This is a genomic window from Alcanivorax sp., from assembly GCF_040118815.1.
Taxonomy (GTDB): Bacteria; Pseudomonadota; Gammaproteobacteria; order Pseudomonadales; family Alcanivoracaceae; genus Alcanivorax.
This window is the reverse complement of the sequence record NZ_JBEDTC010000019.1, coordinates 262,810-287,327: the sequence shown is the minus strand read 5'-3', so window position 1 is coordinate 287,327 and position 24,518 is coordinate 262,810. Positions and strand designations below refer to the sequence as shown.

Here is a 24,518-nt window from a genome sequence, read left to right as displayed (position 1 = left end):
AGAGAAATACTGGCGAGACCTATCTACGTCACAGGCTCAGGGCCTCAGGTCGGATACGGGTTGCCCGCCAGCAGTGGCGAAAGGGTAGCAAATCCTTCCGCCGGAGAGACACAAGGTCGGATTAGCCTGAAAGGCGTAATCCGACATCCGAGATAGGCAGAACACGAGGCGAGGGTTCAGCGCTTCGGCGCGAGTTTTTCCAGGCTCATCAGGGTATCCAGATACTGCACAAAGTGCTCCAGATACGCAGGCGACAGATCACGCAGGGTTTCGATGGAGCGAGTGACCAGCCGGTGGGAGTTGAGAGGGCCTGCGTCGCTGGGGGTCTGGGTGATGGCATCGTCGATGCGCTGGCGGGCCTGGTGCGCTTGCCGCTGGCTACGAAGCTGGCGCAGGGCGCTCAGTTCCCGTTGCCGAGGTGGCGGCGGTGGCGCGCTGGCCCCATTGTCTGCCAGCACCTGAGTTTCCTGCTGTTTCAGCAAGCCTGCCAGGGTGTTTTTCTCCTCCGGGCTGTCATCTACGGGGGCGGCGCTGTAAACCTGTTGTAAGAGCGCAAACGGTGAGGGTTGCGTCGGCTGGCTTAGTCGGCGCAGTTGCCGGCGGAACTGGTCGGGGTGGTCGGTGGGTACCCCGGCGCGTTGCAGGGTCTCCTTTGCCTGACTGAACGTAGCTTCGTATGCGGCCAGTTGGCTGTCCAGTTTGTGCTGGCTGCCGGCGGGGGGCTGGGCTAAGGCAGCCAGCCGTTGGGCCAGGCTGGCAAGATAGCGGAATTGCACCGGGTCGAAGTGTTCGGCTCCTTGTTTACGCAACGCCTCCAGGCGAGCGGTGAGAGCGTCGAGCACGGGACCATCAGCGTTATCCAATTGTTGAGAGCGATCAGGGTGCATCGGGCTCACCGCCTCCGCTTTGCCGGGGCACCGTGGTCAGTTCCACCCGGCGGTTACGGGCGCGGCTGTCGGCGCCGTCGTTGGCGGCCACCGGCTGGTTTTCGCCGAAGGCGGCGGCAAACACCTGGTCCGTCGGCATGCCCTGTTCGATCAGGGTGCGGGTGACGGTGAGGGCTCGCTGGGCTGACAGCCCCCAATTATCCGCATAACGGCCATTGCCTCGGTTGATGGGCAGATCGTCGGTGAAGCCGCTGACCATGAGCATGTCGTCGTGCTGGCTGAGAAATACCTGTAAAGGTTTAACCAGATCGCTCAGCAAGGCTTCGCCTTCCGGTTGCAGCTGGTCAGAGTTGAGCTGGAACAGCACGCTGCCGCTGATGCCGATGCGGCCATTGTGGAAAGTCACCCGGCCGCTGGCCAACGGGTCGGCCAGCGCTTCTTCCAGTGCCATGCGGCGCTGTTCTTCGGCGAGGCGTTTGGCTTTTTCCTGCTCCAGGGACTGGCTTAATTCCAGCTGGATGCCGATGACCCACACCAGCAGCAGCACCAGAATGCCTACCAGTGCGGCCATCAGATCCGAGAAAATGGCCCAGACCGGCGAGGCCTGGGCATCGCTGTCGTGTAATTCGTCCATCAATTGACCTCGGAAGCCGGGCGTTGGCCGCCCTGAGCGGGCGCATCGTTATGGCGCAGGCTGGCGAGGGCGTCGATGACCTCTTTCTGGGAGGCCATGCTCAGCTCGATCACCTCGCGGGCCTGTTCCACGTAATAACCCAGCTGCTCGTCGGCGCGCGCGGAGGATTTTTCCAGCGAGGTTTCCACCTGATGCAGGTTGTCCAGCAGGGCGTCGTTGGCAGTGCTGAACACCTGCACGGCGGCGCCGAAGGCATCGCTGAGGCTGGCCACTTCGGCGGCGCTGCCGGTGACATCGCCGGCCACCTGATTGAGGCGCGTGGCTTGCTCGTTGACCTGCTGAGAGAACGTGTCACTGACCTGGCTCAAGGTCTCGCTGGAGGTGCGGATCAGGGTGTCGATGGCGTCACGTTGCGCCCCGGCTGCCGCTTGCTGGCCACTGAGCAGGGTGTCCAGCTCGGCCATGATGCGGCGGCGTTCTTCCAACAGTTCGTTGTCCCGTTCACTGCTGTGGGTCATTTCTTCGCGCAGGCGGGTAATCACCTCGGCGGCCGCTTTGGGGGTTTGTGAAGCGGTTTCGATAAGGCGCGTCATGGGGGCTTCCAGAGCGGTGCCCAGGCGACTCAGATGTTCGGTGACGGTGGTTTCCAGCCCGGCGAGGCGCTCGCTGGCGGCATCGCCGCGAGCCGCTTCCTGGTCTCGTAGCGCATGCAGTTGTTCGCCCAGCTGGGTGATCAGGCTGTCCATGCCGGTTTGCTGGCCGCTAAGCAGCCCGGCGGCGCTGTCGCGGAATTCGCTGTTGTGCTCGTGCAGGGCGCTACGGATTTCGCTGACCAAGGTAGCCACCGTCCGTTGTTGTTCGCCGAGGCCGGTTTGCCAGTGTTGGGCAGCCTGTTCGGTGCTGGCCTGGAATTGCCCGGCGATGGCGGCAAACTGTTTTTCGCTGTGTTCGGCCACGGCCTGCTGGGTGCGTTGTACTTGCTCGAGCAAGTCCGCGCCGCTGGCCCGGTGGGCTTCCAGCCCGGCGTTCCAGTCATCCAGGGCCTGGCGGGTGGCCGTCTGAAATTGCCCGGTAATGGTGGCCAGCTGCTGTTCGCTGGCGCTGCCAAGCTGTCGTTGCGTGTCCCGGACCTGTTGCAACAGGTCGTTGCTGTTGTGCTGGAATTGATCGTGGTGAGCGGCCAGCGAGGTGCTGATGTCGTTGACCAGCCGGGCGCTGGTTTGCTGGTGCTCGGCAAGGCCGGCACGCCAGTGTTCGGCGGCGTGCTCGGTGGTGTCGCGGAAGCGCTTGGTAAGGGTGCCGAGCTGCTGCTCGGTAATGGCGTTGAGCTTTTCGTGTGTGCCTTGGACCTGCTCGCTGAGACTGGCCAGTGACTGGGCCATGATCGGCTGCACACTTTCCGCGGCCAGGCGACTGCTGTCGGCCAGGGTGTCACGCAGGGAGTCGCCGACGGACTGAGCCAGGCCCTGATATTGCTCGTGAAGCCCGCTGTGGAAGGCTTGCTGATTGCCGGTGAGCTGCTCGCCCATTTGTTCCATGCGCCCGGTGAGGGTCTGCAGGGCGGTGACTAGCTCCGGGAAAACCTGGGACTGGCTTTGCAGGGCCGCGTAGGCGGCTTCGCGCTGATGGTTCAGGGAAAAGCGATACAGCTGACCATCCACGGCGTCGTCCAGCAGGCGGGACACCTCCATGCGGTCGCGGCGGCACAGGGTGGCGGTGAGCCCCAGCATGGCGGAGGCCGCCACCCCGGCAATGGAGGTGCCGAAGGCCAGGCTCAGGCCGGCAATAGGCGCGGACAGGGCGCTGCGAATGGCGGTCAATTCACTGCTGCCATCCAGGGCGGTGGCGGCGCCTTTCAGGGTGACGATCATGCCCACGAAAGTGCCGAGCAGGCCGAGCATGACCAGCAGCCCGGTGAGGTAAGGGGTCAGCACCGGGCCGGGCAGGGCCGCCGGCTGGCCGTCGACACGGCGTTGTACGGCATGGCGCAGGGTGCCGGGCAGGTCGGTGAGCCAGCGGGTCAGGGATTCACGGCCGGCATCCGCCTCGGGGAGTTGCTGCAGTTGTTGATCCAGCCGGGCGGTGTCGCGGCGATAGCGCAGCAGTTCCAGAAAACCCAGCCCGTAAACGGCGGCGATCAGCAGGGTAACGGTGAGGGCCACCGGATTGCGCAGAAAGGTGGAGCCAATCCAGATAACGGCCACGGCGCCAAGGGCAAAGGGCAGAGCAAATAAAAAACGTCTCATGGGGTGGTGCTTTCCTTGTCATCAATGTCGGCGAACGTGGAGCCGGTGTTGGCGTTGCCGGACGCGGCGGTGGCGGCGCCCAACAGGCCCAGAATGGGCTCTTGGCGGGCGTCCAGTTCAGCGAGTAATAGCATTTGAATTTCTTGGCAGAACTGGTTGAGCCAGCCATTGGCGGCCATCCAGTCTTGCGGGGGTGTGTGCTGGCCTTGCTGCCAGAGTGCGCGGTAGCGTTTTTCCAGAAAGGCGGGCAGGGCGGTAAAGCAACGGCGTACGTAGGGCTGCAGGCTCTGCTCGAACACCGCATCCAGCTCGGCCAGCCGGGCCAGCTCGGCACTGTACGCGGTAAGCAGGCGTCGGGCACGCAGGCGCAGGTTGGCCAGTGCGGCGATCATTTGCCGCTGATGGGCTTGATGAAAGCGCTCATAGGGGCCGAACGTGGGGCGCTTGCCCGCCGGGGCGTCACCGTTCACGGCGGGCAGGTTGATCACCGAGGCGGCTTGTTTGCCGGCAAAGCTGTGGCTCAGGTTTTCCAGCAGGGTGTTGCGGGTTTTGAGCAGGTCGGCCTGCAGGATGTCGGTAATGTCGTCCCGGGGGGAAAAGGGGCCATTGGGGCGGTGCTGGGTGGCGGCATCCAGAGCAATGGTGTCTGACAGGTCAAACAGGCGGCCCAGCCGTTCGGCGAAACAGGGGTGCGAGGACGCGGCGGCTTTCGGGTCCAGGCTGGCGAGCAGCTGTACCAGCCGGCTGCCGGCGGGGCCGGTTTGCGCGGGTGTTTGCGTCCTATGCATACTGTTGTCCATGGCGACTGCAGGTGCTGTGAAAACGGGCTTGTCGGTGGCCGCAGCAATGTGCTGCTTTCCCGATTAGAATGGATCGGTGGGCCAGCCGCCCATTCTAATCGGGAAAGGCCGGCGATGATAATGCGCTGGTCGGTTGAGAGACGGGTTGCGAAATCCGTCGTAGAGCCAGCCGTGGCCGGAGGCCGGCGCGGTGGTGCATAAGGAGTGCGCATGAACGCAATGAAGGCCGCGATACCGGTGATGCTGTTGGCTTTAGGGCTGCTCGGTGGCTGTGAGTCGGGTAAGCCGGTGGGGGCCGACCGGGACAGCCACGGCTGCTTGCCTTCCGGTGGCTATCAATGGTGTTCGGCGACCGCAGCCTGCGAGCGCTCCTGGGAGCTGGCTGAGGCCGAGGGGTTTGCCAATACGCCCGCTGGCTTTGAAGCGTTTTGTGCCGGTGCGGACGTGGATCAATGAGGGCTGAGGCGCCGTGAGCGAATTGAGCGCTGTTCGTTTGCTGGCGGATTATAATCAGTGGATGAACGCGCGCCTTTATGGGGCCGCCGTTACCATGCCGGACGCGATGCGTCAGGAGGACCGGGGCGCTTTTTTCGGCTCGATTGAGGGCACGCTGAATCATCTGGTGGTCGCAGACACGCTGTGGTTGAAACGGTTTGCGTTGCACCCGGCGTGCATTGACAGCCTGGCGCCCATGGCGATATTGCCCACACCGTCAGCGTTGGATGTGCCGGCGCGAGACACGTTTCCAGAACTGCACATGCACCGGTTATGGCTGGATCAGAAAATAATGGATTGGTGTGGGGCGCTGCGTGAAGCCGACCTGGATTATCTGTTGTCCTACCGTAATAGCAAGGGCGTTGCTGCCCGGCGGCGGTTTGGCAGTTTGTTGACGCATTTTTTCAATCATCAGACGCATCACCGTGGCCAGGTGACTACGTTAATGTCGCAAGCAGGTGTTGATGTGGGTGTCACGGATTTGTTGATGTGCCTACCCAGCGACGTGCAATAAATGGGTTTTTTACAGGATGATTGTACGTGGCCGCGACGGGATCAGCCTGGGCGCAGAATGACGAGGTGGTAATGAACAGGATAGTGATGGTTTTGACCGTGTTGCTGATGGTGTCCGCGTGTTCCAGCCAACAGAAACAGGAAATAAAGGACAGTGGTCGTGAGGTCGGTGAGACCACCCGCAATGTCACCCGCGATATCGGCCACGCCACCCGTGATGCGACCCGTGAAACCGGGCACTTTTTTCGCGATACGGCCAAGGATATTTTTGGTGATGGCAGTGATGACGGGAATGAAGAAAAAGAAGCTGATGGCAATGACGAGTAACGTTCCGCGACCCGTCATTTTCAGATTTGCGATTCAATCGGCAGCCACGACAACATCCATACTTTGAAGCGTTGCCAGCGAGATGTCTCCGGATCGTGGTCCACGGTCAGTGGTGTGTGATCGTTCGCGTCCCGCGCTTGCCACTGCAGTTCCTCTTCTTCATTCAGGCTGACATGCCAGGCTGAATCCTCGGTAATCCAGCTGGCAAACAGTTGGCTGAGTTGTTGATTTAGCGACTCACTTTCAATCAGCAAACCGATTTCCGTATTTTGCAAAATCGATCGGCCATCCAGGTTTACTGAACCGATGAAGGTGCGGTCGTCATCGATGACAAAGGTCTTGGCGTGCAGGCTGGCGCGGGACTTTCCCTTGAACCAGTGCATGCGTTCCTGTTGCCCGGCTTCAGCGCGAAGTTCCCACAGGGTTATGCCACTCTCCAGTAGCGGTTTGCGGTAATGCACATAGCCACTGTGGACGATAGCCACGTCGGTGGTGCTGAGGGAGTTAGTCAGGATATCGATTTTTACGCCACGCTCTGACAGTGCTGAAAACAGTGCCACACCGGCATCGCCGGGCACAAAATAGGCAGAGCTGATTTGCAGCCGTTGTTGCGCGCTGTCGAGGAGGGGCTTGAGAGAGGCGCCCAGATAATCGTCGCGGCTCACCGTGTCACGGGCGGTGGCTTTTTCCGGTGGGTCGGCGTAGAGCGTGGCCTGCCCCCAGTCCAGTGGCACTTTCCCTTCCACAAGGCGGCGTCCCAGGTTGGAGCCGGAGAGGGCGCTGGCAAATTCACTGTTTCTCTGTTCATCCAGAAAGGCGAGCAGGCTGTGCCGCAAGGTGGGTAGGTCCATGTCCGCATCGTTGGCATCGAGAACCTGGTTTATCGGCACCGAGGCGGGCGTATTCCAGTACCGGTCAAAACTGGCAACGCCGTCCGGGACAATCTTGCCCACGGCCATCACGTCGACATCCTGAAAATCCACATTGGTATTGGAGAAATACTCGTCACCCAGGTTGCGCCCGCCAGTGATCATGACGCTGCTGTCCGCCACCATCAGTTTATTATGCATGCGGTGGTTGGTGCGCCCGAAATGTGAAGCCATTTGGAACGCCCGGCTAATCCCGCTGCGGGCGGCAACCGGGTTGAAAATGCGGATGTGGATGTTGGGATGTTGTTCGAGAGTGGCAACGAGTGGCTCTGCCACGCGAGTGCCCAGATCGTCGACCAGAAGCCGCACCCGAACGCCCCGGTCTGCTGCTTCCAGCAGTTTTGCGACGATGATGTGCGACGAGGTGTCGTCGGAAACAATATAGTACTGCAGGTCCAGCGAGACCTGGGCCACTTCGATCAGGGCGACGCGTGCCACAAAGGCCGACAGCCCTTCGTGTAACAGGTAAAAGCCGGATTGGTTCTCATGCTCGGGGTTCTGGTGAAGTTGTGCCAACCCTTCGGCGATGGGGCCCTCGGCAGGGCTGGGTAGAGCGGTGCTGGCAGGGCGGTTGCCAGGATCATAGCTGGGCTGCGCCTGACAGGCGGTGGAGAGAAGGGTAACCAGTAATAATCCAATAAAGGGCGAAATATGAGGCATGATGGAGTCATCGCAGCAAGTCTGCGATTATCAAAGCGCAACAGCGCGATAATTTCAAACTGACAGGGATCGGGTCATGCTCAAGCGAGGGATGCTGGCGGTTGTTACGGGGTTGATGGCAGGCGCCGCTCAGGCAGATTTTTTCCAGGATTACATGATCGATCCCGAAGACGGCATGCTGGACGGCAGCCGTTATCTGTCTGAAGTGCCGATGGGCTTTTTGCCGGTTCCCATGTTGATTACCGAACCTGCGGTGGGCAATGGTCTGGGCGTGGCGGGCATTTTTTTTCACGAAAGCGATGAGCAGAAAAAACAGCGAGTGAGTGGTTCTGCGCCGGCCATTCTGCCGAACAACATTACGGTGGCGGGTTTGGGGGCGACAGAAAATGGTACCAAGGCCGCGGGGCTGGGGCACATGGGCTTTTGGTATGACGACCGGGTTCGTTACCGGGGGTTTGCGTTGTACCCGGATTTGAATCTGGATTTTTACTCTTTCGGTGGGCGGCAGCTGGATCGACCGATCGAGCTGAACCTGGATGGCCCGGCGGTGGTGCAAGAGCTGAAATTTCGATTGGGTAAAAGCCGCTGGATGCTCGGTGCCCGCCAGGTTTATCGTCAGGTAAAGCTGGAGTTGCAAGAGGATATCCGCTTGCCGAATTCGGGCCTGGAACAATTGGTGAATCGTTACCTGGATAATCATTTGGGCGAAACCAGCCGTAACTCTGGCCTGGGGGTGCTGATGGAATACGATTCCCGTGATAACCCCATGTCGCCACAGAGCGGCCTGTACTACTCAGCCAATTATGTGTGGTTCGGCGACAGTATCGGCAGTGATGCGAATTACGGCAGTTACACCCTGGAAGGGCTGAACTACTGGAATGTGAACGAGCACTTTAATTTTGCGCTGCGCATGCAGTACGACGGTATCGAAGTCAGTGACAGTACGCGGTTGGCGCCTTATGTGGCGCCGTATATTGATTTGCGCGGTATCCCCGCGGTGCGCTATCAAGGTAATGCGGTGGCGGTGGCAGAAGTGGAAGCCACCTGGAAAGCCAGCATGCGCTGGCGGTTTAATACTTTTGCCGGCGGTGGCCGGGCGGCGGAGAGTCTGAGTGATTTGTCTGACGCGGAGGTGGCCAATAGTTACGGAGCAGGTTTTCGTTATCTGATTGCGCGCCGTTACGGCATGACCATGGGGGTCGATGTGGCGCGCGGCCCGGAAGACACGGCGTACTACATTAAAGCCGGCTCCAGCTGGTAATCAGTCTTCCTTGTTGTCCATATTTTTGGCGGCGGTGCGGGCATCTTCCAGCGCGGCAAATTGTTCGGAAATCAGCGTGCCCACTTCCTGATTTACCTTGCGAATGGTGTCGTACACCAGGCCAATGGTTTTGCGCTGTTTTTCTTTCAGGGCCGGGGCCTTGTCTTCAAAGAGGCCCAGCTTCTCCAGCGCGTCAAACGGTAGCCCGGCAATATGCTGGTGCACGTCTTCCACGGTGGTGGCGCCATCTTCAATGGCTTCCTGAATCATGTCCTTGAGCAGCTCTGCTCGTTCTGCTGTTTTTTTCATTGTTGGCCTACATGGTCAATCGGGAAAGGGGAGGCGGTTCCGCAATGTAGCGGTTAACAACGACCATAACCATTATGGGCTCAGGGAACACGTATTGGTGCCCGATTGTCTGACCGTCTGTACCGTTGCCGGCGGCAGACTTGACCCTGTTCAATAAATGGGGCCACTCTGAAACCGGATTCGCCTGTGAATCCCTGATCGAACAAGGAGTTGCGATTATGGAAACCGGTAAACAGATGATTGCCGATATCAAAAGCAAACTGGATGAACTGGAAACAGAGCTGGATCAACTGGAAAAGCAGGGCGGCGGAGATCGCAGCACTGAAGCCGAGCGGCACCAGCTGGCCCTGCAGGACGTGCTGACGGAATTGCAGCAACGCATTGATGAATACCACGAGCTCGCCGGTACCGATAGCGTGGATAGCCAGGCGAACTGGCAACAGCTGGACAAGGATTTGAAGGATCTGGATAACGAGCTGTACGGCGCTAATTGATTCAAACTTAACCGTTTATTAACCCTCGGGCTGCGTGGGCTTTTTCGGTATGCTCCTGTCTGGTTTTTCCAGGGACGGGAGTCACTCTATGGCCATTGGGCCGCTCAGCTGGCCGCTGCTGCTGCAGTCGGTACGCCAGCATTTTTCCCTTTTCTTCATGCTCTTCTTTTTTCTCGGCTTGCCGTTTGCGGCGGTTGGGGGCGGACTGCTCTGGTTCGAAGGTGGCGATGATTGGGGGGCAGCGTTTGGCGGGGCTTTCTTTGCGCTGATTGGCATCGGCGTCATGATTATGGCGTTGGTGACCAGTGTTAGCAGCATTGGCTATTACTACGAGCGGGCCTTGCTCAGAGAACACGGCACCAATGTGGATGGGGCGGTGTTGTCCGTGACGCAATACAATGAGCCAGAGGCTGGAGAGGAGACGCTGTGGTTGCTGCGTTTCCGTTATAGCTGCGATGGGTTGTCCCACGAAGGGGAGGCCTTCCTGCCCGGTGAACAGTGGGTAGACCGCCTGGCGGCGGGGGGCTGGGTGCCGTTAAGGGCACTGAAACCCCGCCCGGCCTATGCTGAGCCCCGCTGGCGGAAATGGAAAAACCAGTTGCAACGCGAAGGCCGTTGGTCGGCTTCCTAGAGCAACTGCCCTAGTCCGAGTACCGCAACAAACCCTACGGTATAGGCCACCAGCAGATAGCCGAAGTAACGCAGGTAGCTGCCGAAGGTGAGCGCCTCAATTTTGCTCATGGCGATCACCCCGGCGGCGGAGCCGATGACCAGTAGTGAGCCACCTACCCCCACCGAATAGGTCAGTGACAGCCACTGCGCCAGGTTCATTTCGATGCCGGAATTGAGCAGGGCGGCGGTGAGCGGCACGTTATCGAATAACGCCGAGGCCAGGCCCACCAGGAAGTTGGCGGCTATCGGTGGCATCACGTCATACAGGGCCGGGAAGTAGGCCAGCATCCCCAGTTCTTTGAGCATGCCCACCAGCAGCAATACGCCCAGGAAGAACAGCAGGGTGTCGAACTCGATTTTGCGGATGTATTCCAGAATCGGTTCGTCCTTGTTCAGGAACTGTACCACCATGAACATTAGCGATAACCCGAACAGGAAACACAGCACCGGCGGGATGCCGAACGCCACGTTGGCAGCGATGGTGCCGATAATGGTGCCGAAAAACAGCAGGGCGATAACCTTGTCGCCGCGTTCGATCGCGTTGTGTTGCTTCTCTATGTGCACATCGCCACTGAGTCCAAGCGACAACATGAAGGCCAGTGCCGCCACCGCCCCGGCGGCAGGCAGGCTGAGTAACAGCAGATCCGGAATGTTTACTTTTCCCGCCAGAAAGATCATTAGCGTGGTGACATCGCCTGTGATTAGCGCGGTGCCGCCGGCATTCACCGAGAACACCACCAGCACCAGATAGCGCATTAGCTTCTTGGTCGGCAGGTTCAGGTTCATCAACACTGCAATACACACCAGCGTGGCGGTAATGTTGTCGGCCATGGAGGAAAACAGAAACGCGAACAGGCCGGTGAGCAGCATCAGCTTGCGTTCGCTGATGTGCTCGGGCAGCAGCTTGTTGACTATGCTGTCGATAATGCCCTTGCCGGACAGATAGGCCACAAAGGTCATGGCGGCCATCAGGAACAGCCACAGGGTGGCGATATCCAGCAGGTTTTCATTCAGGCTTTCCATCAGCGCGTCGTGGCTGAGGTGGGCCGGGGGGGCAATAAAGAAAAGCAGCCAAGAGAACGACCCGAAAAACAGGGTGGTTTTGGCTTTATCGATATGGACGACGTCTTCGACGACGATGGACAAAAAGCCCAGCGCTACCAGTATCAGTAAAATGGTGGTCATGACGGGCGACTCGCACGGTAGGCAAAGGTGGGAGTGAAGAGCGGCGCTATTTTAGGCGCTTTGTGAACGAGGTTCACCGTAAACGACCTGTTTATCTGCCGTTATCTGATGAATTGTGGCGAAAAGATAGAGAATGATGTGCAAATTTTGCACGCCCCCCTTTAAAAAGATGAGAATAATTCGCATTATGTGCACCCAGATTGCTTTTGCGCCGGTGCACCGGTGCGTTTTGCTTGTTTTGTCCGACGTCATCGAGGAATTTTCATGCTGACCCGCCTGTCCACCGGGGGCCTGTTGCTGGCTTCCCTGTTCTTGTCTGCCTGTAGCGACGAACCGCAATCCACCGACGCCGACACGGCTCCGGCCTATGATGAGGCGCAGGGCAAACAGGTGGTCAGCCATTACGGCGATGTGGCGCTGGCTACCTATGGCGATGCGCTGGCCGGCGCCCGCACCTTGAAAACGCAGATCGACACCCTGCTGGCGGCGCCCACCGAAGCCAACCTGGCCGCGGCTCGCGATGCCTGGCGTGCCGCGCGGGTGCCCTACATGCAGACCGAGGTATTCCGCTTCGGCAATGCCGTGGTGGATGAATGGGAAGGGCAGGTGAACGCCTGGCCGCTGGATGAGGGCCTGATCGATTACGTCAACGAAGACTACCAGGCGGTGATGGGCAACCCCGGTGCCCGCGCCAATATCATTGCCAGTGAGTCCCTGAAAATCGGTGAGCAGACCCTGGACCTGACGGATCTGAATGCGGAGCTGCTGGCCAGCCTCAATGAACTGGGCGGTTCCGAAGTGAATGTGGCCACCGGTTACCACGCCATTGAGTTCTTGCTGTGGGGCCAGGACTTGAACGGCACTGATGCTGGTGCGGGCGAACGCCCGGCAACGGATTTTGCCACCGGCTCAGAGGCCACGGGTGGCCATAGCGATCGTCGTCGCGAGTACTTGTCGGTGGTGACCGATCTGCTGATTGATGACCTGGAAGTGATGGTCGATGAGTGGCGCCCAGAGGAAGAGAATTACCGCGCCGAGCTGGAGGCAGACAGCGTGGAAAACGGCCTGCGCAAAATGCTGTTCGGCATGGGTAGCTTGTCTCTGGGCGAGCTGGCCGGCGAGCGCATGAAAGTGGCGCTGGCGGCGCATTCCCCGGAAGACGAGCACGACTGCTTCAGCGATAACACCCATGCGTCGCACTTTTATAACGGCAAGGGCATTCGCAATGTGTACCTGGGCGAGTATCAGCGGGTGAACGGCGAGATCCTGACCGGTCCCTCGCTGAGCGACTTGGTAGCGGCGAACCAGCCGGCCGCCGACACCCAGCTAAAAACCGACCTGAACGCCAGCGAAGCAGCGCTGCAGGTGCTAGTGGACAGCGCCAACAATGGCGCCCATTTTGACCAGTTGATTGCGCCGGGCAATGCGCAGGGCGCGGACACGGTAAATGCAGCGATAGACGCCCTGGTAGTGCAAACCACCAGCATTGAAAAAGCGGCGCGGGTGCTGAACATTCAGGCCCTGAACCCGGATACGGCCAATCACAGCTTCTGACCAGAACCTGAAAGACGCGCGTGAACAGAAGGGGCGCAGGCCCCTTTTGATTGCAGGCGCGCTTGAGCCAGCGGCCCGCCAGCCATCAAGAAAGAAGGAAGCCCGACCCTTGCGATATCTCCCGCTGACCCTCGTCGCCCTGTTGGCGGCCTGTGATGCCGGCCCCACGTTTACCGAAGCCGAACCCGGCGAAATTCTGTCTGCGGGTGAGGCTACCGTCACCAAGACGGATCAGAATGCATTCTCGCTGCCATTGGCCAATTTATCGCCGTCCCGGCGGCTGGACTTCAGCGTGGGCAACAGTTTTTTCCGCAATCCCTGGGTGATCGCGCCGGCTTCCACCGATGCCCGGGATGGGCTGGGGCCGCTGTTCAATACCAACGCGTGTCAGAACTGCCATATCAAGGATGGTCGTGGCCATCCTCCCGGGCCGGATGCCAAGCAGGCGGTTTCCATGTTGGTGCGCTTGTCCGTGCCCGCCAGAGCCGAGGATGACCTGACCCAGGGCGGGTTAATGCCTGAGCCAAACTATGGTGGGCAGTTTCAGGATGCGGCCATTCCGGGCATAGAGCCGGAAGGGCGAGTGCGGGTGGATTACCGCGAGCGCACTGTGACCTTCGAGGATGGCCATTCAGTTAGCCTGCGCGAACCGCGTTTGAGTTTCAGCCAGCTGGCCTACGGTGATATGCATCCGGCGACCCTGTTTTCCGCCCGCATCGCCCCGCCAGTCATCGGGCTGGGCTTGCTCGAAGCTATTCCGGAAGCTGACCTGTTGACTCATGCCGACCCGGAAGATGAGGACGGTGATGGTATCAGCGGCCGAGCCAACCGGGTTTGGGACCGCAGCAACAACACTACGGCCATGGGGCGCTTCGGTTGGAAAGCCGGCCAGCCCAGTTTGCGTCAGCAGAATGCGGAAGCCTTCGCCAATGACATGGGCCTGACCAGCCATCTGGTATCCACGGATTCCTGTTCCACCGCTCAGCCCGACTGCCTGGCGATGCCCAACGGCGGCGAGCCGGAAGTGAGCGATTCGATCCTCGACAACGTCACCTTTTATACACGCAATCTGGCGGTGCCCGCCCGCCGGGATGTGGACGATGCGCAAGTGTTGGCGGGAAAAAGCCTGTTTTTCCAGGCCAATTGTCAGGGCTGTCATGTGCCGGTGTTTACCACCGGTGCCGATGCCGCGGAACCGGAATTGAGCAACCAGACTGTTCGTCCCTACACGGATATGTTGCTGCATGACATGGGGCCGGGGCTGGCGGATGGTCGCCCGGAATTTCTGGCCAATGGCCAGGAATGGCGTACTCCGCCGCTCTGGGGGATCGGCCTCACCGAAGCCGTGAATGGGCACACCCAGTTCTTGCACGATGGCCGTGCCCGCAACTTGATGGAGGCCATTCTCTGGCATGACGGCGAAGCGGCTCAGTCGCGGGATGCGGTGTTGGCCTTTGACGCCGAGCAGCGCGCTGCTCTGCTGGCGTTTTTGAATTCTTTATAACGTTTTTCCTGTCACGGTTTTTAAGGTTGAGGAGTGATTATGCGTGCTCTGGTTATACTGGTATCGGTCGCTGTGTCGGTGCTGTTGACGGGGTGTAGTAACCCGCGCCAGGAAGTTACCGTTCGGCTTGCCAACGATGTGCTGTTGCCCGCCCACCAGCAATGGCGCGACAGCAATGCCGCCCTGAAGGACAGTGCAGATACGTACTGCGCTGATCCGCAAGCATCGACGGATGGTTTGAGAGCAGCGTTTTATCAGGCCCAGTCCCGGTGGTCGTACCTGCAGCCGTTGATGGTCGGTCCGCTATCCGAAGGCAACCGCAGCTGGCAGGTCCAGTTCTGGCCGGACAAGCGCAACATGGTGATTCGGCAAACCGAAACGCTGCTGGACGAGGCCGATCCGCTGACCCGTGAGCAACTGGATCAGGCCAGCGTGGTGGTGCAGGGGCTGACGGCCTTTGAATATGTGCTGTTTGATGAATCGGTCACACTGGCGGATAGCCGTGATCGTTACTGCCCGCTGCTCACCGGCATCGCCCGCCACCAGCTGGCGTTGTCCGAGGCGGTGCTGGCGCTGTGGAACGAGCCGGGCGGCATGTTGACGCAGTTGCGCGACTTCCCCAATGATCGCTACGCCACGGCGGATGAAGGCCTGGCGGCAATTCTGCGCATGCAGATCACAGGGGTGGATGTGCTGAAGAAAAAACTGGGCACGCCCATGGGGCGCCTGAATCAGGGCGTGGCTCAGCCTTACCAGGCGGAGGCATGGCGCAGCCGGCAATCCATTGAAAACCTGCAGGCGTCGTTGCAAGGCGCGCAGGCGGTGTGGGAACGAGTGCGTTCACTGGTGAGCGATGCGGCCCTGGTGAAAGACATCGACCAGGCCTATGCAGGCGTGGCCAACCAACTGGCAGCCCTGCCTGCGCCGCTGATGGAGCTGGTGCAAGCGTCGCAACACAGCGAGACGTTGACGGTGCTCTATGCAGCGTTGGATAACTTGGAAAACCGCCAACAGACAGAGCTGGCCCGAAACCTGAATATCCAGATTGGTTTTAACGCCAACGACGGGGATTAGGGTCAGCTGTGAGCTGTGAGCTGTGAGCTACGAGTTAAAAGTTAAAAGTTAAAAAGCCAGGCACGGCGTTGGCAGTGCGGGCTCGCGGAGAGCGTTATGCCATTAACACGACGGAAGCTGCTGGGTGCGGGGGCGACGATGGCAGGACTGGCCGCGCTGGGCGGCTGGTCGCTATGGCCCGGCGCGGGGGCGGAATCGCCTTTGCTGCTTTCCGCGCGCAACGATGATGCCGGTCAGCATTATGCCGTGGGCTATTACTTGAATGGTAAGCGGGCATTTGCCACGCCAGTGGCCGAACGCTGTCATGCGGTGGCCCGCCACCCGTTCCTGCCGGTGGCGTTGTATGTGGGGCGTCGGCCGGCCCGGGAAAGTTACCTGATCGACCTGCGCGATGGCCGACTGCTGCAAACCCTGCACAGCCAGCCGGATCGGCATTTCTATGGCCACGCGGTGTTTCATGCCCAGGGCGAGTGGCTATACACCACCGAAAACGACACCCGTGAACCCGGCCGCGGCGTGCTGGGGCGCTATCTCCTTGATCGGGCCGCGTTGCAGCTGGTGCATGACGGAGAAGCCAGCACCCATGGCGTTGGCCCCCACGAACTGGCCTGGATGCCAGACGGCGAATCTCTGGTCATCGGCAATGGCGGCATTCGTACTGAAGAGGGCAGTCGCCAGGAAATGAACCTGGAGGCCATGGCGCCCAGCCTGGTGATCATGAGCCGCCATGGCGAGCTGATCAGCAAAGAAACCTTGGCCGATGCACAAAGCAGCATCCGTCACCTGGATGTGGCTGGCGATGGCACCGTGATCACCGGCCAGCAGTACCATGGCCCGGCCTACAACCGTGTGCCGTTGCTGGCGATCAAGCGGCCCGGTGGAGCCTACCAGCCGTTCCCGGTTAGCCAGTCGCAGCTGGCGATGATGGATCAGTACACGGCCAGCATTGCCATTCACAGCGAGCAGCGACAAATCGCCATGACGGCCCCGCGGGGAAACCGGTTCTTTATCTGGGATCTGGATAGCGGTGACACGCTGCTGGATGCGCCCATGTCGGATTGTGCCGGTGTTGGTGCGGTGTCGGCCGGTTTCGCGGTGACCTCGGGGCAGGGCAAATGCCGCTACTACGATAGCCGCACCGCAGAGGTACAAAGCCAGTGGCTGGAACTGCCGGGGGGCTGGTGGGATAACCACCTGTGGTTGAGCTAAGCCAAGATCCTCCCACTAACCCGCGTTGTTGGCATCGCGGTGGCACCCGTCGGGCATGGCAAACCACCGCTCCTACAAAACAGGATGACATCTTCGGCAGGCGTACCTCTTGAGGTGCGCCTGAGTGAGGAGTGGGCAGAGGCGTCAGAACTCGGCAAGCCGGGCTCTAACGTTAGCCGCTTTTCAAGCGCCCGCTAGCGACACGCAGGGTGTCAGTCGTGCCAGTCGGATACCTTGCCAGAGCAAACCCAGTCCTTGGAGCCTTTCTCCACGCCGATGGAGTTGTAGCTGTAGCGGCCATTGGCATTGTGGGTGGACCAGCTTTTAGTGCCGCCAGCTCTGATCCCGGAGGCGCCACAATCTTCTGAGCCGTCTTTTCTTTCGTTACAGAAACGGGCGTAGATGCGGTTGTTGCAGGAGTTGCGGTAGGTAACGATGAAGTTGCCTTTGCTGTACTGGCTCCACTTGGTGTTGTGGACCACCATGCAGGGGCCGCCGCCACTGTTGCGAGCATCCCAGCAAGTATCGTCGTCCAGGCTGGAGTAATAGTCAGCGGCAGCAAATTGTGATGCGAGTAGCGCGGTAATGCCAAGCGTCCATTTCATGATCTTCCCCTTGTTCCCTTCATTATCGGCAGCCATGGCTCCCCAAGGAGCCACTCAGCATCATTGTAGAAATCTGGCAATAATCTGCGTCCCCCATATGGGGTATATCGGTATGGAAGCTGTTGTAAAAGTGTTTGCATTCAGCCGGCCAGAGCGCTGTGGCGGGGACTAGCCGCTGTGGTCGGTCAGGCATTGTCCGTGATCGCTCAGCACCTCAATCACCCGGCATTCGCCCGGTTGCCCGTCCCCACATTCACTAATCATCCGGTCCAGTTCATTACGCAGGGCGGTCAGTGCGCTGATGCGGTTTTGTACGGCGTCCCGGTGCCGGCGGGCGATATCATCGGCGCAGCCATGCTGCTCTCTCATTGTTAACAGTTCACGAATGTCTTCCAGCGTGAACCCCAGTTCCCGGCTGTGGCGAATAAAGCTCAATCGTTCTTGATGGCGCCGATGGTAGCGGCGCTGGCCACCCTCACTGCGGGCGGGTTCGGGCATCAAGCCAATTTTTTCGTAATAGCGAATGGTTTCTACCTTGCAGCCAGTGGCGTGGCTGAGAGTGCCGATGGAAAAGAGGGTAGGCATGATTACCTCATCACAAAGGGAAATTTGGGCTTGAACCTGTAGTCACTATAGCTTTTTAAATGGAGTCAAGGTGAAACGGAATCAAGGAGCGGGGCGATGCAGGAGCGACCGCGCCGTGCTGGGTTCAAAGAGACAGGAGAGGCAACATGGGTTGTTGTGATCACGAGATAGTGGAAAATCCGGCCCCGGCTTACCAGCGGGTGCTTTGGATCGTATTGGCCATTAATGCGGTGATGTTTGTGGTGGAAGCGGCATCAGGAGTGCTGGCGGATTCACGGGCGTTGCAGGCAGATGCGCTGGATTTCCTGGGCGACACCGCCACCTATGGGTTAACACTCTGGGCGCTGGGGCAGTCGATGGCCTGGCGGGTACGTGCCGCGCGCATTAAAGGGGTATCGTTATTGGTGATGGGCGTGATCGTGCTGTCGAACAGCGTTTGGGCGCTGTTGCAGGGCAGTGCGCCACAAGGTGAGCTGATGATGGGGGTGGCCAGCGTGGCGCTGGCGGCCAATGTGATCAGTGCTTTGTTATTACTGCGCCACCGCCAGGGCGATGCCAATATTCGTTCCGCCTGGCTGTGTTCGCGCAACGATGCGCTGGCCAACCTGGCGGTGTTGCTTTCCGGTAGCCTGGTATTCTGGCTGGATAGCCGCTGGCCGGATTTGTTGGTGGCAGTGGCGATTGCCGGCCTGTTCACTCACAGTGCGGTTTCGATTTTGCGTCAGGCCGGCAGCGAATCGGTGACGGGTGACCGATGCGAGGACTGAGCAAGCGCGATGGGGCTTGGCGGTGAGTGAGCAGGGCGGTACGCTGCATGGCCGTATTGGAGGCGCATCTGTCTGCCATTACGGCTTTCCCCTCTGCCATCACGATTGAGACCTATGGATTTCAAACAGGAAGACCTGACCGCTCTGGTCGAGCGCACCATGCCTTTTGGTAAATATGCCGGGCGGGTGCTGATTGATCTCCCTGAGCCTTATCTGCTGTGGTTCACCAAAAAAGGCTTTCCGAAGGGAGAGCTGGGGCGGCTGATGGCGCTGGCCTTGATGCTGAAAATGGACGGCACGGAAAACCTGCTGGACCCGTTGCGTAAATAGGCTGTATCCGCTGAATCAAGCAGGTATCCTGAGCGCATTGTCATGTTCAGGAGCCAGCTGTGCCGTTACTCGATGTTGTTGCCAATAATGTTTGGGCGTATTCGGTTCCCCATAGCTTCATGGGGCTACATGTGGGGGCCCGTATGACGGTGGTCAAATTGTCTGCTGGCGGCTTGCTGTTGCATTCTCCAGTGCCGGTGGATGAGCCCCTGGCGCAGGAGTTGGCGGCGTTGGGCGAGGTGACCCACATTGTTTGCCCCAATCTGTTCCACCATGTTTTTGCCGCTGATGTGAAGCAGCGCTATCCGCAGGCGGTGCTGCACGGCCCGGCGAAACTGGCGAGCAAGCGCAAAGATCTGTCGCTGGATGCATTACTGTCGGAAACACCACACCCGGACTGGGGCGATGACTTTGAGCTGGTCTTTATTGAAGGCTCCATGTTGCACGAGACGGTGTTCTACCATCAGGCCAGCAAAACCCTGATTGCGGCGGATTTGATTGAAAACTTTCATCAATGCGACCACGGTTTCACCCGCTGGTATTTGAAGCTGGGCGGTTTGTGGAAGGTCCCGGGGTGGCACCCAGTGCTGCGCCTGGTGTACCTGAATCGTCGCAAGGCCCGCGCCAGTGTTACCCGTATCCTCGAGTGGCCCTTCGAAAAACTCAGCCTGGCCCACGGTGAGGTGATCACCGAAAATGCCCGCAATCAGGTGCGCCACGGCATGGAGTGGTTGTTCTAGGGGCAAGCTACAAGCTTGAAAAGACAAACCGAAAAAGTTCCCCCGGTTTCCTTTTCAATTTTTCATATTGAACTTTCAACTGATCTGTCGCGGGCAGGGCGGTCGCCGTGTGGCTCCGCCCCCAGCCCGCGTTGCAGCTTGTCGCTTGTTTCTCCCCCTCCCTCCCTCTCTCCACATTTCTTGCAACTTTTCCCGCTATATTCCTTAACCATCATTACTGGTTTGTGGAATTGCCCATGTCCCGCTGGATTCGCCGTTATCCGAAAACGGCTCTTTTGTTTGTCATTCTGATGGTGTGTCTGCTGCTTGCTGGCTGGCGCTGGGGATTCGCGTCGGCGCCAGCGATTCAGTGGAAAACGGCCACAGTGGAGCGTGGCGATGTGGAAGAACTGGTCACCGCGCTGGGCACGCTGGAGCCCGGTGACTATGTCGATGTGGGGGCGCAGGTGTCCGGGCAGCTAACCCGGTTGTATGTGGATGTGGGTGACAGTGTGGAGCAGGGGCAGTTGCTGGCGGAAATTGATGCTTCCGTGCAACAGACCCAGGTGGACGCCGGGTTGGCAGAGTTGGAAGCCTTGCGCGCCCAGTTGGAACAGCGGCAGGCAGAACTGAATCTGGCAGAGCTTCAATACCAGCGCCAGCAGCGTCTGCGTGATGCCAATGCCACCAGCGAAGATGCATTTCAAAGCGCTGAATCAACCCTTGCCATTACCCGTGCCCAGATAAAGGTGTTGAAGGCGCAAATTCGTCAGAAGCAGGCTAGCGTGGAAGGGGATCAGGCCAACCTGGGCTACGCAAAAATCTATGCGCCTCGCAGCGGCACCGTGGTGAGTCTGGATGCTCGTGAAGGTCAGACGCTTAATGCCAATCAGACTACACCAACGCTTATGCGTATTGCGGACCTGTCCGTGATGACCATTTCCACGGAAGTATCCGAGGCTGACGTTCACCGGCTGAGCGCAGGGATGCCGGTTTACTTTAATACCCTTGGCAATGGTCAGGTGCGCTATGACAGTGAATTACGGCAAGTCTTGCCGACGCCGGAAGTGGTTAACAACGTGGTTCTATACACCGCTGAATTCGATGTGGCGAACGACGATGGCAAGCTGATGTCCGGGATGACCGCACAGGTGTTCTTCGTGGTTAATTCCGCTCGGGATGTGTTGAGCTTGCCCATGGCTGCAGCGAAACCTGCAGGACGTGGACAATGGAGCGTTCGAGTGTTGAACGACAAGGGAGAGCCGCAACCACAGCGAGTCAAAGTGGGTATTAATAACCGCGTGCGCGTGGTGATAGATGAGGGCCTTTCCGAAGGTGACACCGTTGCGTTAGGCCAGCGGGAAGGCGCTGCACCTTTGCAAAAAAGTGAGCTGCGTTCCCGTCGAGGGAGATTGTTCTAATGGCGCTGATTGAGCTGCGCAATATCTGTAAACGCTATCCTGCTGGCGATCAGGATGTCGAGGTGTTGCACAGTATCGATTTGTCCATCGAGGCCGGTGAGTTTGTGGCCATTATGGGCAGTTCCGGTTCAGGTAAATCCACCCTGATGCATATCCTTGGCTGTTTGGATCAAGCCAGTGAAGGGGAGTACCGGTTTGCCGGTCAGCCGGTGACGGCCATGGATCATGATCAGCTGGCCTGGTTACGCCGGGAGATGTTCGGCTTTGTGTTCCAGAGTTATCACCTGATTGGCACTGCCAGTGCCTGGGAAAACGTAGCGCTGCCGGCAATTTATGCTGGCGTGTCCAGAGAAGCGCGCAAGCGGCGGGCGCAACAGCTACTCACGAATCTTGGTCTTGAAGACCGGCTGGAGAATCGTCCCAACCAACTGTCGGGGGGGCAGCAGCAACGCGTGTCTATTGCCCGAGCCTTGATGAATGGCGGCAAGGTTATTCTTGCTGACGAACCGACCGGCGCTTTGGATAGCGTTAGTGGTGAAGCGGTGATGGCCCAGTTGCGGAGCTTGGCGGAACAGGGCCATACGGTCATCGTGATTACGCACGATGCCAAGGTGGCCGCCCATGCGGACCGGGTGGTGGAAATCCATGATGGCAATGTGATCAATGACACGCGCCATCAACTGCATCAGCAGGAACGAGCCAAGCCGGTGACGGAGCCGCCGCATGAGTCGGCCATGCCGGATATGGGTGAGGTGATCGAAGCCGTGGTTATGGCTTTGCGTTCGTTGCGCGCAAATTGGATGCGAACATTGCTCACGCTGCTTGGCATTGTGATTGGGGTCGGCGCAGTGGTGGTGATGTTGGCGATTGGTGAAGGCGCTAAACAGGATGTGGTGGCGCAGATCAATGAGCGCGGTACCAATCTTCTGGTGATTCGGCCAGCCCGAGGCATGCAACGAGTGGCGGATGGGGTGATTGCTACCCTGGTGCCCTCGGATGCAGAGGCGTTAAAGTCGCTTCCGAATGTTTTAACCGCAGTGCCCGAGATTTCCGGTGGGGTTACCGCTCGAGCGAATGGTAAGGATATTTCTACCAGCGTACAGGCAGTGAGTGAAGACTTTACGTTGTTGCGTGACTGGCAGCCCGAGCAGGGTATTTTTTTCGGGCAGGAGGATCTCAATAGTTATTCTCCGGTGGCAGTGATTGGTCAGACGGTGAAAACGAAGCTGTTCCCCGACAGTGATCCGCTGGGGCAGTTCCTGCTGCTCGACAGCATTCCCTTTCAGGTGATTGGAGTAATGAGCGCCCAGGGCGCCAGTGATCGGGGCGAGGATCAAGATGATGTGGTCATTGTCCCTTTGACGACCGGTACCCTGCGCTTGTTCGGTCAGCATTATCTGCGTTCCATCACCCTGGCGGTGGACGATGTTGCCATCATTGATGAGACCGAAACCGCGGCGGTTAACCTATTGACCCAGCGTCACGGCAAGGAGGATGTGCGGGTTTTCAATATGGCCTCCTTGCTGGATATGGTTTCGGAAACTCAGAACACCCTGACGTTGCTGCTGGGTTCCATCGCCGCGATTTCATTATTGGTGGGGGGCATTGGGGTGATGAATATCATGCTGGTGAGTGTCACTGAGCGCATTCACGAAATCGGTATCCGCATGGCCACCGGCGCCCGTCAGCGCAACATCCTGCAGCAGTTCCTCACCGAAGCGGTGGTGGTGTCTGCGCTGGGCGGGGTGATCGGTGTAGTGATTGGCGTACTGGTGGGCTGGTTGCTGGACGCTTTCGGTATGGCCATTGTGTTCTCGGTACCGGTGATGGTGACCGCGTTTGTTTGCGCCGCGGGCATCGGCCTGGTGTTTGGTTTTGCCCCCGCGTTGAAGGCCGCGCGCCTGAATCCTGTGGAGGCACTCAGTAATGACTAAGACAATGAGCAAGCTGGTCTGGGTGACGGCTTTTGTTCTGCTGTCCGGCTGCGCCATGCGGTCCGGCCTGGAGGCGCCAGAGCAAAGCATGCCGGCACAATGGCTTAACCAGCAGCAGGCCAGCGAAGCCATGGTGCATCACCCGCAATGGTGGCAGCAGTTCAACAGTGCGGAACTGAACCAATTGGTGGACCAGGCGTTAGCGGCCAACACGGATTTACTGGCGGCGACGGCGCGGGTCGAGCAGGCGGATGCGCAACTCAGCCAGGCGGGTTCAGCCCTGTTCCCGACTCTGGGATTGGGCACCGGGGGCAGCCGCAGTGGTGTATTCGGCGAAAGCGGTAGCAGTGAAAGCTACAGCGCTTCCGTGAGTGCCAGCTACGAGCTGGACCTGTGGGGGCAGCTTCGCAATAGCCGTGATGTGGCGCGAGCCTCCCTGCTGGCCAGCCAGTTCAGTCGCGATACCGTGCAACTCACCGTGATTGCCAGTGTGGTGAATACCTATCTGCAGGTGCTGTATCTGCAGGACAACCTGGCGCTCTCGGAAGAAAACCTGGCGCTGGCCCAGCAAGTACTGGATGTGGTGCAGGCCAAGGTAGAGAACGGGGCCGTCTCTCCCCAGGATCTGGCCCAGCAGAAAACCGTGGTCGCCAATGTGAAAGCGCAGTTACCGTCCTTGCGTCACCAGCTGCGACAAAGCCGTTATGCGCTGGCGGTATTGGTGGGAGAAATGCCGCAGGCATTCCAGGTGGGTGGCGGCACCCTGAGCAATCTGCAGCTGCCGGAGATTCAGGCCGGTTTGCCGGATCAGGTGCTGGCCCAGCGCCCGGATATTGCCCAGGCCCAGGCCAGCCTGATGGCGGCGGACTATTCCGTGGCCGCCGCCCGGGCGGATTACTGGCCGTCCATCACGCTCACCGGCAGTGGCGGTTATGCCAGCAGCGCCCTGTCGTCGTTGTTCAATGGCGATGCGGTGTACAGTCTGGGCGTGTCGTTGGCGCAAACCCTGTTTGATGGCGGTGCCCGCAATGCGCGGATCGATCAGAGCAAGGCCGCCTGGCAAGAGCAGGTGGTCAGTTACACCGGCACCTTGCTGGTGGCCCTGCAGGAAGTAGAACAATCGTTGAGTAATGTGCAGGGGCTGGCTGAGCAGCAGCAGTATCGTGAAGAGGCATACCAGCAAGCCGAGGAAGCCTATCGGGTGGCGCAGGTGCGTTATCAGGAAGGCGAAACCGAGCTCACCGACGTGCTCAGCGCGCAAAGCAGCTTTAACAGTGCGCGCCAGAACAGCCTGGACCTGATCTACAATCAGTATCAGTCGCGCATCACCCTGTACCGGGTATTGGGTGAAGGGGGTGAAGGGAGCGAGGCGTCTGCGGAATCCTGACGTGCCCCTGGTTTGCC

The 24,518-nt window shown here is 59.3% G+C and carries 25 protein-coding genes; 16 read left to right on the top strand and 9 right to left on the bottom strand.

Annotation, left to right across the window (positions count from 1 at the left end; all coding sequences use genetic code 11):
* Positions 1–176: 176 nt before the first annotated feature.
* Genes ABNH18_RS15200 through ABNH18_RS15185 form a run of 4 tightly spaced genes read right to left on the bottom strand, consistent with a single transcriptional unit; the run spans position 177 to position 4,555 of the window.
* A complete protein-coding gene (locus ABNH18_RS15200) occupies positions 177–887 on the bottom strand; it encodes a DUF2894 domain-containing protein (RefSeq protein WP_349383652.1) in 711 nt (236 codons plus the stop codon).
* Positions 877–1,521, bottom strand: coding sequence for an OmpA family protein (locus tag ABNH18_RS15195; protein WP_349383651.1), 645 nt, complete (start codon positions 1,519–1,521; stop codon positions 877–879). The genes ABNH18_RS15200 and ABNH18_RS15195 overlap by 11 nt, the downstream gene beginning before the upstream one ends.
* Positions 1,521–3,767: a DUF802 domain-containing protein gene (locus tag ABNH18_RS15190; protein ID WP_349383650.1), complete on the bottom strand. Its 2,247-nt coding sequence runs from the start codon at positions 3,765–3,767 to the stop codon at positions 1,521–1,523. The genes ABNH18_RS15195 and ABNH18_RS15190 overlap by 1 nt, the downstream gene beginning before the upstream one ends.
* Positions 3,764–4,555 (bottom strand): DUF3348 domain-containing protein, encoded by a 792-nt coding sequence (locus tag ABNH18_RS15185; RefSeq protein ID WP_349383649.1) that lies wholly within the window; start codon positions 4,553–4,555, stop codon positions 3,764–3,766. Before ABNH18_RS15185 ends, ABNH18_RS15190 begins: the two co-directional genes overlap by 4 nt.
* Positions 4,556–4,777: 222 nt before the next feature.
* On the opposite strand from ABNH18_RS15185, the gene ABNH18_RS15180 reads away from it, so the two are divergent.
* From ABNH18_RS15180 to ABNH18_RS15170, 3 genes are all read left to right on the top strand, one after another.
* On the top strand, positions 4,778–5,023 hold the full coding sequence (locus ABNH18_RS15180) for a serine protease (RefSeq protein WP_349383648.1): 246 nt from the start codon (positions 4,778–4,780) through the stop codon (positions 5,021–5,023).
* 13 nt (positions 5,024–5,036) lie between these two features.
* The gene (locus ABNH18_RS15175; protein WP_349383647.1) at positions 5,037–5,576 is read left to right on the top strand and encodes a DinB family protein; all 540 of its coding nucleotides are present in this window, start codon (positions 5,037–5,039) and stop codon (positions 5,574–5,576) included.
* 83 nt (positions 5,577–5,659) lie between these two features.
* A complete protein-coding gene (locus ABNH18_RS15170; RefSeq protein ID WP_349383646.1) occupies positions 5,660–5,902 on the top strand; it encodes a hypothetical protein in 243 nt (80 codons plus the stop codon).
* 20 nt (positions 5,903–5,922) lie between these two features.
* Here ABNH18_RS15170 and ABNH18_RS15165 read toward each other — a convergent pair whose 3' ends face one another.
* Positions 5,923–7,491: a phospholipase D family protein gene (locus ABNH18_RS15165; RefSeq protein ID WP_349383645.1), complete on the bottom strand. Its 1,569-nt coding sequence runs from the start codon at positions 7,489–7,491 to the stop codon at positions 5,923–5,925.
* 76 nt (positions 7,492–7,567) lie between these two features.
* Here ABNH18_RS15165 and ABNH18_RS15160 point away from each other — a divergent pair, with 76 nt between their 5' ends.
* Positions 7,568–8,752, top strand: coding sequence for a BamA/TamA family outer membrane protein (locus ABNH18_RS15160; protein WP_349383644.1), 1,185 nt, complete (start codon positions 7,568–7,570; stop codon positions 8,750–8,752).
* Here the strand turns inward: ABNH18_RS15160 and ABNH18_RS15155 are convergent, their stop codons facing one another.
* Positions 8,753–9,061: a hypothetical protein gene (locus ABNH18_RS15155; protein WP_349383643.1), complete on the bottom strand. Its 309-nt coding sequence runs from the start codon at positions 9,059–9,061 to the stop codon at positions 8,753–8,755. It abuts the gene before it with no gap.
* Positions 9,062–9,279: 218 nt separating this feature from the next.
* Here ABNH18_RS15155 and ABNH18_RS15150 point away from each other — a divergent pair, with 218 nt between their 5' ends.
* The gene (locus ABNH18_RS15150) at positions 9,280–9,555 is read left to right on the top strand and encodes a hypothetical protein (protein WP_349383642.1); all 276 of its coding nucleotides are present in this window, start codon (positions 9,280–9,282) and stop codon (positions 9,553–9,555) included.
* 88 nt (positions 9,556–9,643) lie between these two features.
* Positions 9,644–10,186: a hypothetical protein gene (locus tag ABNH18_RS15145; RefSeq protein ID WP_349383641.1), complete on the top strand. Its 543-nt coding sequence runs from the start codon at positions 9,644–9,646 to the stop codon at positions 10,184–10,186.
* Here ABNH18_RS15145 and nhaD read toward each other — a convergent pair.
* A complete protein-coding gene (nhaD, locus tag ABNH18_RS15140) occupies positions 10,183–11,412 on the bottom strand; it encodes a sodium:proton antiporter NhaD (RefSeq protein WP_349383640.1) in 1,230 nt (409 codons plus the stop codon). The two genes, ABNH18_RS15145 and nhaD, sit on opposite strands and share 4 nt — an antisense overlap.
* Positions 11,413–11,676: 264 nt before the next feature.
* On the opposite strand from nhaD, the gene ABNH18_RS15135 reads away from it, so the two are divergent.
* From ABNH18_RS15135 to ABNH18_RS15120, 4 genes are all read left to right on the top strand, one after another.
* Complete coding sequence (locus tag ABNH18_RS15135) at positions 11,677–12,966, top strand: imelysin family protein (protein WP_349383639.1); 1,290 nt, start codon at positions 11,677–11,679, stop codon at positions 12,964–12,966.
* Positions 12,967–13,075: 109 nt separating this feature from the next.
* A complete protein-coding gene (locus tag ABNH18_RS15130) occupies positions 13,076–14,470 on the top strand; it encodes a di-heme oxidoreductase family protein (RefSeq protein ID WP_349383638.1) in 1,395 nt (464 codons plus the stop codon).
* Between the two features lie 39 nt (positions 14,471–14,509).
* Positions 14,510–15,544: an imelysin family protein gene (locus tag ABNH18_RS15125; protein ID WP_349383637.1), complete on the top strand. Its 1,035-nt coding sequence runs from the start codon at positions 14,510–14,512 to the stop codon at positions 15,542–15,544.
* A 96-nt stretch (positions 15,545–15,640) separates the two neighbouring features.
* Positions 15,641–16,753, top strand: coding sequence for a DUF1513 domain-containing protein (locus tag ABNH18_RS15120; protein ID WP_349383636.1), 1,113 nt, complete (start codon positions 15,641–15,643; stop codon positions 16,751–16,753).
* 212 nt (positions 16,754–16,965) lie between these two features.
* On the opposite strand, the gene ABNH18_RS15115 is transcribed toward ABNH18_RS15120, so the two are convergent.
* Both ABNH18_RS15115 and ABNH18_RS15110 read right to left on the bottom strand, forming a co-directional pair.
* Complete coding sequence (locus ABNH18_RS15115; protein ID WP_349383635.1) at positions 16,966–17,358, bottom strand: hypothetical protein; 393 nt, start codon at positions 17,356–17,358, stop codon at positions 16,966–16,968.
* A gap of 168 nt (positions 17,359–17,526) precedes the next feature.
* Complete coding sequence (locus ABNH18_RS15110; RefSeq protein WP_349383634.1) at positions 17,527–17,943, bottom strand: MerR family transcriptional regulator; 417 nt, start codon at positions 17,941–17,943, stop codon at positions 17,527–17,529.
* A 146-nt stretch (positions 17,944–18,089) separates the two neighbouring features.
* On the opposite strand from ABNH18_RS15110, the gene ABNH18_RS15105 reads away from it, so the two are divergent.
* The 6 genes from ABNH18_RS15105 (at position 18,090) to ABNH18_RS15080 (ending at position 24,501) form a co-directional block, all read left to right on the top strand.
* On the top strand, positions 18,090–18,710 hold the full coding sequence (locus tag ABNH18_RS15105) for a cation diffusion facilitator family transporter (RefSeq protein ID WP_349383633.1): 621 nt from the start codon (positions 18,090–18,092) through the stop codon (positions 18,708–18,710).
* 114 nt (positions 18,711–18,824) lie between these two features.
* Positions 18,825–19,040 (top strand): DUF3820 family protein, encoded by a 216-nt coding sequence (locus ABNH18_RS15100; protein WP_323775099.1) that lies wholly within the window; start codon positions 18,825–18,827, stop codon positions 19,038–19,040.
* 59 nt (positions 19,041–19,099) lie between these two features.
* Positions 19,100–19,780, top strand: a complete 681-nt coding sequence (locus ABNH18_RS15095; RefSeq protein WP_349383632.1) for a DUF4336 domain-containing protein — start codon at positions 19,100–19,102, stop codon at positions 19,778–19,780.
* A gap of 236 nt (positions 19,781–20,016) precedes the next feature.
* Complete coding sequence (locus ABNH18_RS15090; RefSeq protein WP_349383631.1) at positions 20,017–21,180, top strand: efflux RND transporter periplasmic adaptor subunit; 1,164 nt, start codon at positions 20,017–20,019, stop codon at positions 21,178–21,180.
* Positions 21,180–23,114: a MacB family efflux pump subunit gene (locus ABNH18_RS15085; RefSeq protein WP_349383630.1), complete on the top strand. Its 1,935-nt coding sequence runs from the start codon at positions 21,180–21,182 to the stop codon at positions 23,112–23,114. Before ABNH18_RS15090 ends, ABNH18_RS15085 begins: the two co-directional genes overlap by 1 nt.
* A complete protein-coding gene (locus tag ABNH18_RS15080; RefSeq protein ID WP_349383629.1) occupies positions 23,107–24,501 on the top strand; it encodes an efflux transporter outer membrane subunit in 1,395 nt (464 codons plus the stop codon). The genes ABNH18_RS15085 and ABNH18_RS15080 overlap by 8 nt, the downstream gene beginning before the upstream one ends.
* Positions 24,502–24,518 lie beyond the last annotated feature (17 nt).

Bases quoted from the DNA above. Each gene is read 5' to 3' on its own strand.
- ABNH18_RS15200 (WP_349383652.1), bottom strand. From the start codon at position 887: ATGCACCCTGATCGCTCTCAACAATTGGATAACGCTGATGGTCCCGTG.
- ABNH18_RS15195 (WP_349383651.1), bottom strand. From the start codon at position 1,521: ATGGACGAATTACACGACAGCGATGCCCAGGCCTCGCCGGTCTGGGCC.
- ABNH18_RS15190 (WP_349383650.1), bottom strand. From the start codon at position 3,767: ATGAGACGTTTTTTATTTGCTCTGCCCTTTGCCCTTGGCGCCGTGGCC.
- ABNH18_RS15185 (WP_349383649.1), bottom strand. From the start codon at position 4,555: ATGCATAGGACGCAAACACCCGCGCAAACCGGCCCCGCCGGCAGCCGG.
- ABNH18_RS15180 (WP_349383648.1), top strand. From the start codon at position 4,778: ATGAACGCAATGAAGGCCGCGATACCGGTGATGCTGTTGGCTTTAGGG.
- ABNH18_RS15165 (WP_349383645.1), bottom strand. From the start codon at position 7,491: ATGCCTCATATTTCGCCCTTTATTGGATTATTACTGGTTACCCTTCTC.
- ABNH18_RS15160 (WP_349383644.1), top strand. From the start codon at position 7,568: ATGCTCAAGCGAGGGATGCTGGCGGTTGTTACGGGGTTGATGGCAGGC.
- ABNH18_RS15155 (WP_349383643.1), bottom strand. From the start codon at position 9,061: ATGAAAAAAACAGCAGAACGAGCAGAGCTGCTCAAGGACATGATTCAG.
- ABNH18_RS15150 (WP_349383642.1), top strand. From the start codon at position 9,280: ATGGAAACCGGTAAACAGATGATTGCCGATATCAAAAGCAAACTGGAT.
- ABNH18_RS15145 (WP_349383641.1), top strand. From the start codon at position 9,644: ATGGCCATTGGGCCGCTCAGCTGGCCGCTGCTGCTGCAGTCGGTACGC.
- nhaD (WP_349383640.1), bottom strand. From the start codon at position 11,412: ATGACCACCATTTTACTGATACTGGTAGCGCTGGGCTTTTTGTCCATC.
- ABNH18_RS15135 (WP_349383639.1), top strand. From the start codon at position 11,677: ATGCTGACCCGCCTGTCCACCGGGGGCCTGTTGCTGGCTTCCCTGTTC.
- ABNH18_RS15125 (WP_349383637.1), top strand. From the start codon at position 14,510: ATGCGTGCTCTGGTTATACTGGTATCGGTCGCTGTGTCGGTGCTGTTG.
- ABNH18_RS15120 (WP_349383636.1), top strand. From the start codon at position 15,641: ATGCCATTAACACGACGGAAGCTGCTGGGTGCGGGGGCGACGATGGCA.
- ABNH18_RS15115 (WP_349383635.1), bottom strand. From the start codon at position 17,358: ATGAAATGGACGCTTGGCATTACCGCGCTACTCGCATCACAATTTGCT.
- ABNH18_RS15110 (WP_349383634.1), bottom strand. From the start codon at position 17,943: ATGCCTACCCTCTTTTCCATCGGCACTCTCAGCCACGCCACTGGCTGC.
- ABNH18_RS15105 (WP_349383633.1), top strand. From the start codon at position 18,090: ATGGGTTGTTGTGATCACGAGATAGTGGAAAATCCGGCCCCGGCTTAC.
- ABNH18_RS15100 (WP_323775099.1), top strand. From the start codon at position 18,825: ATGGATTTCAAACAGGAAGACCTGACCGCTCTGGTCGAGCGCACCATG.
- ABNH18_RS15090 (WP_349383631.1), top strand. From the start codon at position 20,017: ATGTCCCGCTGGATTCGCCGTTATCCGAAAACGGCTCTTTTGTTTGTC.
- ABNH18_RS15085 (WP_349383630.1), top strand. From the start codon at position 21,180: ATGGCGCTGATTGAGCTGCGCAATATCTGTAAACGCTATCCTGCTGGC.
- ABNH18_RS15080 (WP_349383629.1), top strand. From the start codon at position 23,107: ATGACTAAGACAATGAGCAAGCTGGTCTGGGTGACGGCTTTTGTTCTG.